This window comes from Planctomicrobium mucosum, from assembly GCF_051466335.1.
Lineage (GTDB): Bacteria > Planctomycetota > Planctomycetia > Planctomycetales > Planctomycetaceae > Planctomicrobium.
The window spans coordinates 4684318-4698793 of the sequence record NZ_CP195793.1; the positions used below are offsets into that span (position 1 = coordinate 4684318).

Sequence of the window (14476 nt, forward strand, 5' to 3'; positions counted from 1 at the left end):
ATTGGTTTCGAGCCGCGTATTCTTGCAGGTGACGGCATTCTGTTCAATGGTGGAAGGACCAGACGGTCAATCTTCGCGGAGAATCGCCTTTTTCCGTGGATATTGTCAATTGGAATCAGTTTGAAATTGGGACTGGCATTCGAGCTATTTGATTCGATATGCCGCCAACTTCTCACTGAATCCTGGCGCCCGACGAACGAATAAGTCGTGATGCTCAGGAAATGAGAGCCTTCATTTCGCGGACAGCACGTTCGAAGCCCACCATCACCGCTCGTGCAACAATGCTGTGCCCGATGTTCAATTCGCAAGTTGATGGAATACGTGCTACCGGAACAACGTTTCGGTACGTGAGACCATGTCCCATGTGCAGCAACAGCCCCTGTTCGACCGCGAACTTGCCTGCATCTGTCAGGATCGCAAGCTCTTCCGCCTGCGATTCAGGTGTCGCTGAGTCGGCATACTTTCCTGTGTGTAATTCAATTGCCTGAGCTCCCAGATTCTTTGACGCTTCGATCTGAGCTGGATCGGGATCGATGAAGAGACTCACTTCGATCCCTGCTTCGAGAAGTTGGTCGACACATCTTGCAACCCGGTCGTGATTGCGAATGACGTCGAGTCCCCCTTCCGTCGTGACCTCTTCCCGCTTCTCTGGAACGAGTGTGCATTGAGGAGGTCGCACGTCGAGCGCAATCCGAGTGATCGACTCTTCCGCTGCCATCTCAAGATTGAGCTTCACCTGAACGGTGTCTCGGAGGATGCGAAGATCGCGGTCCTGAATATGCCGCCTGTCCTCACGTAGATGGACTGTAATGCCATCCGCTCCTGCAAGTTCTGCCAAAGCGGCTGCCCAGACCGGATCAGGCTCGATCGTTCGCCGCGCCTGACGGATCGTCGCGACATGATCTATGTTCACACCCAGTTTTGCCATTTTTGATCAGCTCAATCTTTGGACTGAAGCGGACTTTCGGCGCCGAAACCCACCTTCAGTCAAAAAGCCGTTCCAGTCAAAATTTCCCAACAATGGGGAGACCAGAAACGGCGAATCAGAATTTCCTAAACTCAATGCGGCAAGCTGCCGGGCGCTACTTTTTCGCTCGCTTGTAGAACGGCAACGCGACGACGGTTGCTGTTTCACGTTTTCCTCGAATGTCGATTTCGACTTCCTTACCCGGTGTTGCATGTGACGCCGGCACATATCCCATCGCGAGCGACTCCTGCAGTGTTGGAGAAAACGTTCCCGAGGTGATGTCGCCGAGCTTTAGATCTCCGGAGTAAATTTCTGCACCTTGCCGAGCGATCCGCTTTCCGGAAAGTTTCAATCCGATTCTCTTCGGAAGGTCTGGCTGCGTAGCAACGGCAGCGAGAGCCTCTTTCCCGATGAAGTTGCTCTTATCCAGTTTCACGCCGAACGCCAGGCCTGAAGTCAGTGGATTCACCGACTCGTCCATCTCGTGACCATACAGCGGCATCGCCGCTTCGAGTCGAAGAGTGTCACGGCATCCAAGTCCGCAGGGCACCAGACCGATCGCAACACCTGCTTGAATGAGTTGCTCCCATGCAGCGACGCCGGACGCATTGTCGACACTCAGCTCGAATCCATCTTCGCCTGTGTATCCCGTTCGACTGATGACAGCAGGGACACCGAATGCTCGAGTCTCGACGCCGTAGTAATACTTGATCTGTCCCAGTTCCGCTTCGACAAATGGCTGCAAAAGTTCTTCGGCTTGTGGCCCCTGAATGGCAATCATCGTGGTCGCAAGAGTCGAGTCTTCGATCTGCACGTCGTAACCGGCGCGGTGCTTTTCGATCCAGCCAAGAATCTTTTCGCGATTCGCCCCATTCACAACCAGTAAATACTTTTCAGCGAAGCGATAGATCAAGACGTCGTCCAAGATGCCGCCATCTTCGCGGCAGACGAGTGAGTATCGAATCTGACCGGGATGCATTTTGGACACATCATTGGTCAGAATCAGATTGAGAAACTCAGTCGCTCCGGGTCCGGAGAACCAGACACGCCCCATATGACTGATATCAAAGAGACCTGCGTGCTGTCGCACTGCGTGGTGTTCTTCGACAATCGATGTATATTGAATCGGCATGTGCCATCCAGCGAAATCGACCATTCGCCCACCATGCGAAGCGTGCCAATCGTGCAGAGCTGTTTGTAACATTGCCTGTCCATAAACTGAGATAAGTATTCACCATTGCACGATGCGGTATTTTTCTGAATATCATCGTAGCCGTGAAACAATTCTCAAGCCAGCGGTAGATTCTTTTTTTGACGGGGCCCCATGTCCTTGCCTGACCTTCAAATTGCTCCGCCAGAGTTGCTGGGAATTTCCCTCTCACGCTGGGAAAAAGTTCTGGAGCTGGCATCGAGTCTTCAGGTCTCAGGGGCTGTCCCAGCAATCTCGTTAGAAGTGCAACGTCGAGGGCTAACGACCGGAGCCTACCACTTTGGATCAACCCGACTGAGTTCCTATCAGCCTGTCGATGATCGCACATTGTATCTGCTCGCTTCACTCACCAAGCCGATCGTTGCGATGGGGGTGATGCTGTTGGTTGAGCGAGGTCAACTCTCTTTGAATCAACCGGTCAACAGTCTGATTTCAGGAATTCAAGACCCCGCGAAACGTCCGCTGACTGTAAAACACCTGCTAACCCATACTTCCGGTCTTCCGGACACGCTTCCGAATAACTTGGAGCTGCGCCAATCAGGGGCGTCACTCAAGAAATTTGTTGCGGAGACGCTCGAGGCTGAGCTGAATTTTCCTCCGGGACGAACAGCGCAGTATCAAAGTATGGGATTCACTCTACTCGGCGAGATCATCGAGCGGGTGACGGGCCTGACCTGCTCCCAGTTCCTCATGAACGAAGTATTCACTCCTCTGGGAATGACTGATTCCTATCTGGGGATCACAGCGGGGGCCGATGTGACAGATCGCATCGCTGAAGTGCGAGTCCCTGCTGCGCATGCAAATGGAGTCACCTGGAATTGGAACAGTCCTTACTGGCGATCGCTCGGCGCTCCCTGGGGGGGCGCATTCGCTTCCACAAACGATGTCAGTCGATTCCTTCACTCTATACTGGCAGCCTCGGAAATTCCTGTTGAGTCTCGCCTGTTTGCTCCTTCAACTGTCCGCGAGGCGATCGGCAATCGTCTCGGAGATTTCCCAAACATCACGGATTCCGAAATCCGGACACGTGGCTGGGGACTCGGGTGGAGGTTGAACTGGAAGGAACATCGGAGCGTGTTCTGTGATCTCCTCGGTCCGGAAATCGCGGGTCATTGGGGAGCCTCTGGAACGGTATTCTGGATTGACCTAAAACGACAGATTGGCGTGGTGATCCTCACAACTGCTGCACTCGATGAGAAGTCTTCACCGTTGGTGCGACTCTCCAATTTGATCGCTGCTGCATTTCGGGAAGACTGATGCCTGAACCGTCCGATCGACTTGGTGCAACGAAACATCGCTGATTGAAACTCGATGATTTTAGCTTGTTTGCACCTGATGAAATCGCGAAGATGTGTCATATCCTCAGTTCAGACTCTTCACGACTTCTGAGAGAAGGTTCATCAAACGTGACTACAGCCCACTCCGGACCACTTCAGCACGCAACTTTTGGAGGCGGATGTTTCTGGTGTACCGAGGCGGTGTTTAAATCCCTTCGCGGAGTCAAGAACGTCGAGTCCGGGTACACAGGTGGACACACAGTCAGCCCGACCTACCGTCAGGTTTGCACTGGCGACACTGGTCATGCAGAAGTCATTCAGGTGACTTACGATCCCACCAGGATCAGCTACGAAACGCTACTGGAAGTCTTCTTTGCCACACACGATCCGACGACATTGAATCGTCAGGGGAACGACGTGGGCACGCAGTATCGCTCCGTCATCTTCCCCCACAATCTGCGTCAGCGGGAAATCGCGGAGAATTCGATTCGCAGCTTAACAGAAGCGAAGGTCTTCAATTCCCCCATCGTCACCACTATTGAACCGCAGTCAGAGTTCTATCCAGCGGAAGACTATCACAAGGATTATTTCGCACTTCACGGCGAAGAGCCCTATTGCCAGATGGTTGTGCAACCGAAGGTCGAGAAGTTCCGCAAGAAATTCAAAGACGACCTGAAGAGTTGATCCCCCTGTCAACGTTCAATCGGCGAGCTCGATTTTCGAAGACGCTTTGCAGCGTTGTATTGGACCATAGCATCCATTCTTGATCACGTAGTTCAGGCCCGCGATTCGACATCAAGAATCGAATTCTCGGTATTCGCCCACGTCATTCGGAACAGGTCAGATCGACGACGACTCGTCCCACATTTCTACTGCCAAGCATGTCATCAACAACTTGATTCAGCTCCGTGAGGCCAACGAGAGTCCTGACATCCTGTAGATTGGGGAGTTTCCAATCACTGGCCAGTCGCTTCCAAATTCCTGCTCGCAAATCATCCGGGCACCAGGCAGAATCAATCCCGGTCAGAGTCAGCCCGCGCAAGATAAACGGGAAGACGGTCAGCCCCAGCACATTGCCTCCTGCCATTCCACAACAGGCGACACACCCCCGATGTGCGATTCGTTTACACAGATTCGTCAGAACTGAGCCACCGACCGTATCGATCCCTCCAGCGAACTCCCCTTTGAGTAGTGGGCGATCGCTCTTGTCTGAAAGAAACTGACGTCCAACAACTTCAGCGGCCCCCAATGATTTGAGCCATTCCGAACGCTCTGGTTTTCCTGAGACAGCGACGACATCGAAGCCAAGATGCTTGAGGATCATTACTGAGAGGCATCCGACACCGCCGGTCGCTCCGGAAACAACAATCCGTCCTTTGTCCGGAGTGATCCCCTGATGAAGTAATGCCAGAACAGACTGAGCAGCAGTGAACCCTGCAGTTCCGAATGTCATTGCTTCAAGCGTCGTCATGCCGGCGGGCAGGGGGACCAGCCAATTCGCTGGTGCAGTCAGATATTGTGACCAGCCCCCCCAACGTTCCACTCCAAACTCATGACCAGTCGCGATCACACGGTCGCCGGGACGATAGCGAGGGTCTCGACTCTCCAGCACAATACCAGCGGCATCAATCCCCGGAATGTGAGGAAAATTCTTCGCGATCGCAGGATTGCCTGTTGCAGCCATCGCGTCTTTGTAATTCAGCGAGCTGTACTCCACCTGTAAAAGGACATCCGATTGAGGCAGTTCACTGCGGAATTTCTCTTCCACAGCTGAGTGAATTTTCCCCTGTTCATTTTGTCGCACAAGAAAACAGGAAAATCGATCGGCGGGCATGTTTCGGAGATCCTTTCACTTCGACTGGCAGAGAATCAATTCGCTGATCCTGATGCTATTTCTTTTTCTTCGATGCGGAGGTTGGACCCTTCGGATTCTCCTCCGCGACAACAACATCTTCGCCCTCCCATTCCTCCGGAGCAATGAACTTGTAAGTTCCCTGATTCCGCGCAGCGAGCTCCTTCATCAACTTTTCTCCGCGATCATCACCGAAGCCAATCGTATGAATTGGAACTCGACCCTGATTCATTTTCGTAACGTTCAGAATCATGTCGAACCGAATATCCCCATCCGTCAGAAAGTAGATGACGTCTGGCTTCAAGCTCACCGCCTGCATGAGTGACACTTCTGGGTCTGTTTTTCCTTCGGCGGGAAACCTTGCCATCCAAGTCAGATAGCGATGCTTGGTGACAGGGTCAGCTTCCATCAGCCGATCAGCAGGCATCGGATGCGAGTTCTCATTGAAAAAGATGATGAAGAATCGCTCGTTCTCGGTCATCTGAGTGATGGTGTGGAGCAACTCGAGCTTGACTCTGTTGAACCGATTTATCGCGGGCCCTGGATAGGGCATCCCCATACTTCGGGAAGCATCCACGACAAAAACAGCACTCTTCCCCTCGTGATCAATCGCGAAGAAGTCGCCCGTTCCTTCTCCTTTTCCGTTACCGTAGCCTCTCCCTTTGCCAGCACCGACTCCGCCCCCGGAGCCTGATCCGCTGCCAGCCCCTGCGCCGGAATCCGCTGACTGCTGACCGCTGCTGTTCGAAGCAGACTGCACGGGAGCCAACGAAGCGACTGATGTTTCCAAAGCGGCCAGTGCCATCGGGAGGTCAGAAGACATCGCAGTCGAAGTCAGATCAGCAGCGACCTCATCTTCGCGAGTCTCTGACGAGTCCGCGTCACTTCCAGTGAGCACGCCTGACAGATCGAGCGAGAGATCGCCCCCACTTCCGCCGCCGCCTCCAGCATCCACCAAAACGGTATCAACGTCGTTCGAAGCGAAGATGGCTTCCACAGATTTCGTTTGAACGACCGGAAAAACCAACGCGGCCATCAGCGCCAGTGCGGAGAGGTGCAAAATAATGGAACACATCAGCGTCAACAAAAACAGCGAGAACCGGGAAAGGCCTGGCGAGGTCTCAGTGTTTTGAGGAGACAAAGACAACGTAACAACTTTCTGCTGGAAGGCACTCCTGTTCAATCGGCAGTTTCGAGATCCTTCCTCGCCGACAAATACGGTACTGCGACGAAAATGCGGGTGCAAAGTGATTTTAGGTAAAGAGCACCAATTGCTCCAAAATCAGCCTACCTCTTGAAGCCTCCACCGCACATTCCGCGTAAACAATCACCAAATAGTCACTTACAGCAACACCAACTCAGCGATTCATCGATTCGAAGTGCTCAAGACCAATGTCGCTGCGTTGGGCGAAGTCTCCCGTTTCTGCCGTTCGGCGGGTGGAACCTCTCGACGTCCCCGACGTCTGCTCCTGTAGGGACGCCACGGTCGATCGAGTATTCGAATCGATGTCCCGCTAAAACTGACCGACTCTTCACGTAAGCGGTCGCTGCTCCTAGAATTGCGAGTTGAATCGCAGCATTTAGTACTCTTGCACACAGATTTCCAGCACGATGAACTTTGAAGATCGATTGCGTAAAGCCCTGCAACGAGGCGAGAAAGCTCGCGATGACCGGGGACGAGCAGCTCTCGAACACGAACTCTCGCAGGAGGAGTTGCGGGCTCTCCATTCCCGCTACAGATTGGAACTTTCCGAGCACATTGAATTGTGCCTGAAAAAACTCGTCGACCACATTCCCGGATTCAAGTTCCAAAGTGTCGTCAGCGAAGAGGGGTGGGGCGGGCGAATCACCCGTGACGACCTGCATTTCGTTCCCGGCCGTCCACCAGAATCCCGATACAGCCGACTGGAAGTTCTCATCACTCCGTTTGGATCGATCGGAATTCTGGAGATGAGCGTTAAAGGGACCGTGCGAAACCGTGAAGTCGTCAATCGCAAACAATTCCAGCAGCTCAACCAGCTTGATCTGGACGCGTACAAAGAATCGATTGATTTGCGAATCCTTGAGTTCGCCGAGCAATATGCAGGTTCAAACTGACCAGTATCGAAAGAATGGTCAGAGACCATGTGGCGATCCAGGCTGCACCGACGCAATCGACGACTCTCATTCGTCTGCTGACTCCCACCAGGGTCCGAAATCCAACCACAACCACAACCGAAATCGCTCTCTCTCGATGTGAGGGGAGTCTCATGCCACTCACTTTTCATTCGCAATCGATCACTGAAACGATTTCAGAAACTTAAGAACTGCGGATGTTGCCACTTTCACTCCATTTCAAAAGCGAGAATTCCAATGGGTCAGGTGAATGTTGTCGAAAAAATCCTCGATCGCGGATTGGTTGCCATCATCCGAGCAGAGAACGGAGATCAACTTCTGGAGGTGTCCAAAGCGTTGATCGCAGGGGGCATTGACGTCATTGAAGTCACCTTCACCATTCCCGACGTTCTTAAAACTCTCACCGAAATCAAAACAGCACTTGGTGACCAGATCCTGTTGGGTGCCGGAACGGTCCTCGACCCAGAGACAGCCCGTGCTGCGATTCTCGCTGGCGCGGAGTACATCGTCACTCCTGTCGTTCGCGAAGAGGTGATCAAGCTCTGCCGCCGATACAACGTTCCATGCCTTGCAGGAGCATACACACCCACGGAAGTTCTCACTGCCTGGGAGGCAGGTGCTGAGATCGTCAAACTCTTCCCCGGTGAAATCGGAGGCCCCGCGCACCTGAAGGCCCTGAAAGGTCCGCTTCCCCAGATTCGCATCATGCCAACGGGTGGCGTCAACCTTGACACTCTCCCCGAGTTCATCAAAGCGGGAGCCTGTGCGGTTGGCATGGGGAGTTCGCTGGTTGAAAAAGATGCGTTGGCGCGCGGAGACATGCAGCGAATTCAACAACTCGCCGCTGCTTACGTCGCCAAGCTGAAAGAGTGCCGAAAATAAACCTGGGTTGAACCGAGAACCCCGACAAGACCTCGCTGGAACGATGTTCTGGCGAGGTCTTTCTCACTTCAATCAACCATCGTCTCTGTGAATCCGTCTATCTCCGTGATCCCGCTCCGCGATCCCGAGATCGCCAGTATTTTGAAGAACTGTCCTCTGTTTTTTGGACTTCGCTTTGACGCCGGATCAGTCTCAAGCGAGAATGTCTTTTCGATGGGAATCAGTCAGTCAAAGGGCAAAACTCACCAATGGTGGGGGATGAGCCCGGCCCCTTTTTTCATCGAGAACAGAATTCCAGCATTACCGGAGAGAACAAGAGTGATGCGTTTAGTGTTTTTTCAATTACTGACACTGATCGCTCTTGGGATTTGCCTCAGCCTGAATACAAGCGTACTACATGCTCAGGACGCAGAACCGCCAGCGAATCCGATCGCTGATCTTGTGAATGGAATCGACCGGGCCATTCGACAGGAACAGGAAGAACTCCAGCGTTCCAATGAATCGAAAGACTCTCTGGATGTCCGCCCTACTCAGCGACCAGAAGACAACCGTCGCCTCAATCAGGCCAAAGAGCTGATTGTGCAAGAGAAATGGAAGGATGCTGTTGACGTCCTTCAGTTTCTTCTGGATCAACCAAACGACGCATTCCAGTTTGGAGAAGGGCAGACCTTTCACTCGGTTCAGAATTCTGTCGACAAGATGCTTCAGGATCTGCCTCCGGATGCGCTGCGATTCTACATCACCCGATTTGGAGTCACCGCGCAGCAGTTACTGGATCAGGCGATGGCGGAACAGGATGACCTCCTTCTGTCGCACGTCGCGACAACCTATGCGAACACCCCGGCCGGAAAAAGCGCCTGGAAACTTCTTGCAAAGCGATCGCAGGACAAAGGGGAATTCGGAGCGGCCGCTGATGCCTTTTTGAGACTCATGACCGGTTCTTCTGAATCAGAGAAAAACGAGATTCTTCGAAGCGCTCTTTGGAATCTCGTACAAGCCGACCGTCTGGAGGAAGCACAAAAGCTGGTGGCAGCACATTCCAGCCAGCTGACACTTCCTCCACGCATGGCATTCAAATCCCCTTCCTACGAAAGCAGGAACAGCCAGAGATCGTTCATTCCACTCGCTGATTCCGTACAATTGCCTGGCAAGTTAGAGCCATCACTGCTTCCCATCTGGTCGTCACCACTGATGGAACGATTCTCGGTAGCAAGCAAAATCGGTCCGCTTGTTTCAGACCTCCGCGAACAAGGGCGAGCGCTCATTCCTTCGATTCAGCCATTGGCGATCCATAACAAAATTGCCTTTCGATCGCTGCGCAGCCTTCAGGTTCGGGATGTAGAAACCGGTCGACTGATCTGGGAACGACGGATGAAGCGAAGTCCAGAGGAACAACTGACTCCGCCTCAACTCCTCAATTCGAGTCTCTCTGAAGAGTTTCAGATCTCGCAAGAAGCGTTATTCGAACAGCACCAGCTTGCCAGTCTCCTGTACCGCGACGAAGTGTTTGGTTCGTTGACCAGCGATGGACTCAGGCTGTATGCCGTCGAAACATCGAGCGACGCTGTCCTCACGGTCCCGCTGCAAGTCTGGCAAATGCGATCAGACGATTCAGCAGCGAGCCCCCCGTGGGAAACCAATGAGTTGACAGCATTCGACCTTGAGACAGGGAGAATTCACTGGCGAGTCGGTGGCCCTGAGATTGAAAAACAGTTTTCAAGGCAATTGGCCGGGACGTACTTTTTCGGCGCTCCGACTCCATTCGAAAATGAACTGTATGTCATCGGAGAACGCAAGGGGGAAGTCTCGCTGCTGTGTCTTTCGGCTCAGACGGGGGAACTGCTCTGGTCACAAGCGCTCGTCGAGGCGGGACAATCCATTCGTGAAGATCTTGTTCGACGCCAGTGGGCCTGCCAGCCAGTAATAGCCGACGGGACGATTCTCTGCACAACTGGCTGCGGGTGGATCATGGCAGTCGATCTCCTGACGCACCGCTTGAAATGGACCAACCGATACTCACCGCGGCAGATGGAGAACCAGCAGTTTCGCGGTGGGTATTCCGTACAGACATTGCAAGAGCTGAACCGACGCTGGGACAAGAGCATCGCTCTCGTCTCTGGAAATCGAGTCATCGTCACACCTCCCGAATTACCGGACGAATTCGGTGTGAACGTCCCCATGCTTTACTGCCTGGACCTGCTGACAGGTGAGAAGATCTGGGAACAATCGAAAGGAGACATCGCGGGAGAGCAGGATCTTTACCTCGCGGGAATCTGGAACGATCTCGCCATTATGGTGGGAAACAGCAGAATTCTAGCGAGAGACATTCATCGCAATGGAGAGTCGATTTGGACGGTTCCAATCGCAAAAATGCCGTCCGGGCGGGGACTGATCGCAAACAACAAGCTATTTGTTCCGCTCGTTGACGAGACGCTACTGCAGCTTGAACTCCGTACCCAACGAGCCGAAGGAACGACAGATGACGTTCAGCTCGTGCTACCTGCTGTAAACGCACCTCTTGGAAATCTAACACAGACTCAGGGGACGTTAATCTCGGTATCGTACGACCAGATCGCTGTGTTCCGGCTTGACGCTCCATCTTTGGACCCATCCCGAGAACCGGAGTTGGTGGCAAGGACTCGACTCCGAGAAGCACGCGCACTGCTTGCGTCTCGAAATTTCGAGCAGTTGTCTGCGTTGCTGGAACAGATCGCGACGATCCCCAGGCTCTCGAAGTCTCTCCTCAACGATGCGCGCGAACTGCAGCGAGAGATGCTCACACAGAAGATCAAAAATGATCCAGAAACGGCTGCCCGTTCTTTAACTGAGTTGCAGAAGCTCGTCGAAACGGACGCTCATCAACGGAACTACCAGCGAATTCGAGCCGATTTCCTGTATCAAGTCGATGACGTTTCCGGCGCACTCGTCGCTTACCTCGACATCTTGGAACAATTCCCCCCCAATGATCAGGTCAAGGAAGACTCACGAATACTACGTATTGATAGTTGGGTGGGTGGCCGGCTTGATGACCTGTTTGAGGCCAATGCACACGCGGTTCTTGATCGCCTGCTGGAAGAACAGATCACCGCTCGCAGGGTGAAGTTCGATCGCGACCCCGTCATGAAAGACCGCTGGGCGAGATCATTAGGATTTCATCTCTGTGGTCAAAAACTCGAGTATGAATTGGCAGTCCAAAGCCTCGCTGATCACAAGATTGCAGCGGGCCTACTCAGATTGAATCGCGTGATCGAGTCCCCAGATCCGGCGTTGAAGTCACAAGCTCTCTTCACTCTTGCAAGTAAACAGGCAGAGATCGGTTGGCATCAGGATGCGTTGGAATCCTGGGAACAACTCAGCAGACTCCCTTCGAGTCCTCTTCAGAACGGGGAACTCTCAAATGAACTCGCCAGTCAAGGTATCAGCGTAGCGCAAACTTCCCTCGCGACGCAGCAGTCAGCATCCGCAGTCTGGGCTGACAAATGGAGACTCAAGCGAGTCAACTCCACGGGCGCAGAATTCGCCTCATCTGCGATTTACTCAGTCGGCTCCGCATATCATGGACTCAAGCAGCTTAAATTTACGAAAGATTTGGATGCACCACGAATTCGAATCGAGAAGCTCCCTGCGGGGGACTATGTCGGGTCCTTCCCGCTGAAGTCATTTCGTTCGAGTGACTTCAACAACAACACCGGTGTCACGAATGAGGATTCGCTGTCGTTCGTCATGCATTGCGGGGTCCTCCACGCCATCGGGTGGCCAGACCAGAAAATGCTCTGGTCGTGGACGCCAGACATTCAGGGACGGGCACTGTCGCGCATCGCAGGAGTTTACCCGGCATACGAGCACGGCATTAATTTCGTTCCGGGGAATATGGCGGTCCAGAGGAGCAGCAGACCCCAAAATCAAAATGGCTATCTTCTGTCGCCCGGTTCCCGCGCACTCTATCTTCATTGTAAAGACACCATCGCATTGGATCCGCTGACAGGGGAAGAACTGTGGAGAGACTCCACTCCCCGTGAGCGTTTTCGAGTACAGGCGATCGGACAGGACAGCTTCCTGCTGACAACGCTCCAAACAGCTGAATTCCAGCGAATGCTCGATGGAAAAGTCACTCCATCGCCTGTGGAGCAAAACAACGACGTGAAAGTGTTGTTTGCAATTCAGGATGATCTCCTGACATTCCAGTCCAGCACAAAATCCGCTGAGGGAGAAACTGTCACTCAACTGCAACGCATTACCCGCGATGGCACACCTGTTTGGACCTGCCAGTTTGCCAGAGAATCTTTGCTATCGATCCCAAATGAGCGGTCCATTCTCTGGATCAACCCTCTCAGGGAACTCTGGTTGATGAACACATCAACTGGAGAAAAGCAACAATTGTGCACTCTTCAGGATTCCGGTGACCCAAATACTTATCGCCCAGTGAGAGTCCTGATCGATTCTCGAGGCTATTACGTCCTTCAAGACCGTGGTAATGGTGATTCGACGTATATCAGCCTGCCTGCTGTCCGTTTTCAGGGACGCATCATTGCGTTCGATCGAGGAGGCAATCTGCTCTGGAACTATGAATCACCAATGGTGGCTGCAACCGCTCAAGGTCCAGATCAAACGGCGTCTGTGGAAACTCCCAACCCTGACGGTGCTCCAAAATCATGGCCCTTCAATATTCTGCTGGATGAGTTCGAAGAGAATCCGTTGCTGCTCCTCGTCGGTGACATTCCCATGGAACGCGAAGATCAGTACTACAACCAGCTACGAATCGTGGCGATCGACAAGCTGACTGGAACCCCAGTGATCGATTGGGAGCGCCCCAGCGAGTCCGGAGGATACTCCTTCATGCAGATCAACCCCGCTCAGAAGTTCATTGAACTTCGGACGTTCAACGAACGCTTCCTGCTTCAGTCAGATACTCGCGATGAGGGGACACCTTGAATCGATTTCGAGCGAGATGGTTTTTCCCGGGCAACGAGGCACCTGTTCGAAATGCGATCATTACCGTCGACAATGAGACGATTGTTGCGATTCAATCCCATACTACAGAGCCAGTCGCTGACCTCGGTGACGTCGCTATTATCCCAGGGTTGATCAACGCCCACACTCATCTGGAATTCAGCGATCTCAATGCTCCTATCGAGCCGCGTCATCGATTTGCCGATTGGATTCAGGCCGTCATCTCGCAACGTCGATCGCAGGATCTCCAACCACTGGAATCCGTTTCGCTAGGTGTCGCCGAATCGGCGCAGCGTGGAACCACCAGCATCGCTGAAATCGCAACGTCCGATTGGATATTTGACTACAGTCTCAACCAAACGTCTCCAAGCATATTCCTGTTTCGTGAAGTCCTCGGCCTGAGCCGTGATCGAGTCGACCAACAACTCGCCGGTGTGCAGGAGTTCTTAAATCAGGCTGAGCATATTTCTCACACGAAAATTGGACTGAGTCCTCATTCCCCCTATTCCATGCACCCGGCACTCTTCCGGGGAGTTTGTAACATCGCAGTTCAGAACAATCTGACACTCGCAATGCATCTCGCTGAATCGCCAGCTGAACTCGAACTGCTCCGATCCGGGACCGGTCAACTCGTCGCACTTCTAGATCGAATGAACTTATGGATTCCGGGAGAGATCCCACTTAATTCAAGACCACTGGATTACCTGAGAGAACTAGCTCGTGCTCCGCGCTCCATCGTCGTTCACGGGAATTTACTCGACGAAGAAGAACTGGTGTTCCTCGCCGCTCATCCTCATATGTCGGTCGTCTACTGCCCGCGAACGCATGATGCGATGCAGGAAGGCGCACACCCTTGGCAACGGATGATCTCCAGAGGAATCAACGTTGCGATCGGAACCGATGGCCGGTCGTCCAACCCCAATCTGAGTATCTGGGAAGAGTTGCAGTTCCTGAAGGGGAAGTTTGCAGACTTGCGTGCTTCGAAACTCCTGAAGCTCGCCACCGTGAATGCTGCTCAGGCATTAGGGGACTCAAGCATTGGCGAGCTCAACGTTGGAAAAATTGCGAATCTGTGCCTCGTCCCGCTCACACCGGAAGGGGTCGCAGCGCCAGAAGAATTCCTGTTCCAGAATGACGTCTGTCGAACGATGCTCGCTGGAAATTGGTTGTGAGAATTCAGCCTTTTCATAATGCACAGCCTCATGGGGAACCCGCATTTCCAG

At 53.1% G+C, this 14476-nt stretch carries 10 protein-coding genes; 6 read left to right on the forward strand and 4 right to left on the reverse strand.

Translation table 11 applies throughout. From position 1 onward, the window contains the following. Window positions 1-214: 214 nt before the first annotated feature. Window positions 215-928, reverse strand: coding sequence for a pyridoxine 5'-phosphate synthase (locus SH668x_RS18640; protein WP_437186572.1), 714 nt, complete (start codon window positions 926-928; stop codon window positions 215-217). A 154-nt stretch (window positions 929-1082) separates the two neighbouring features. Further along, complete coding sequence (gene gcvT / locus SH668x_RS18645) at window positions 1083-2171, reverse strand: glycine cleavage system aminomethyltransferase GcvT (protein ID WP_437186573.1); 1089 nt, start codon at window positions 2169-2171, stop codon at window positions 1083-1085. Between the two features lie 120 nt (window positions 2172-2291). On the opposite strand from gcvT, the gene SH668x_RS18650 reads away from it, so the two are divergent. Then, entirely contained in the window at window positions 2292-3434 is a 1143-nt protein-coding gene (locus SH668x_RS18650; protein ID WP_437186574.1) for a serine hydrolase domain-containing protein, read from the forward strand. Window positions 3435-3583: 149 nt separating this feature from the next. Continuing rightward, complete coding sequence (gene msrA, locus SH668x_RS18655; RefSeq protein ID WP_437186575.1) at window positions 3584-4138, forward strand: peptide-methionine (S)-S-oxide reductase MsrA; 555 nt, start codon at window positions 3584-3586, stop codon at window positions 4136-4138. Window positions 4139-4280: 142 nt separating this feature from the next. Here msrA and SH668x_RS18660 read toward each other — a convergent pair whose 3' ends face one another. Further along, window positions 4281-5288: an acrylyl-CoA reductase family protein gene (locus SH668x_RS18660; RefSeq protein ID WP_437186576.1), complete on the reverse strand. Its 1008-nt coding sequence runs from the start codon at window positions 5286-5288 to the stop codon at window positions 4281-4283. A gap of 55 nt (window positions 5289-5343) precedes the next feature. Beyond that, window positions 5344-6381: a vWA domain-containing protein gene (locus tag SH668x_RS18665; RefSeq protein ID WP_437186577.1), complete on the reverse strand. Its 1038-nt coding sequence runs from the start codon at window positions 6379-6381 to the stop codon at window positions 5344-5346. A 536-nt stretch (window positions 6382-6917) separates the two neighbouring features. Here SH668x_RS18665 and SH668x_RS18670 point away from each other — a divergent pair. The 4 genes from SH668x_RS18670 (at window position 6918) to SH668x_RS18685 (ending at window position 14425) form a co-directional block, all read left to right on the forward strand. After that, window positions 6918-7403 carry a hypothetical protein gene (locus SH668x_RS18670; RefSeq protein ID WP_437186578.1) on the forward strand — a complete coding sequence of 162 codons (486 nt, stop codon included), beginning with the start codon at window positions 6918-6920 and terminating at the stop codon, window positions 7401-7403. A 255-nt stretch (window positions 7404-7658) separates the two neighbouring features. Beyond that, window positions 7659-8303, forward strand: coding sequence for a bifunctional 4-hydroxy-2-oxoglutarate aldolase/2-dehydro-3-deoxy-phosphogluconate aldolase (locus SH668x_RS18675; protein ID WP_437186579.1), 645 nt, complete (start codon window positions 7659-7661; stop codon window positions 8301-8303). A 321-nt stretch (window positions 8304-8624) separates the two neighbouring features. Further along, window positions 8625-13235, forward strand: a complete 4611-nt coding sequence (locus tag SH668x_RS18680; protein ID WP_437186580.1) for an outer membrane protein assembly factor BamB family protein — start codon at window positions 8625-8627, stop codon at window positions 13233-13235. Next, complete coding sequence (locus SH668x_RS18685; protein ID WP_437186581.1) at window positions 13232-14425, forward strand: amidohydrolase family protein; 1194 nt, start codon at window positions 13232-13234, stop codon at window positions 14423-14425. The genes SH668x_RS18680 and SH668x_RS18685 overlap by 4 nt, the downstream gene beginning before the upstream one ends. Window positions 14426-14476: the final 51 nt, after the last annotated feature.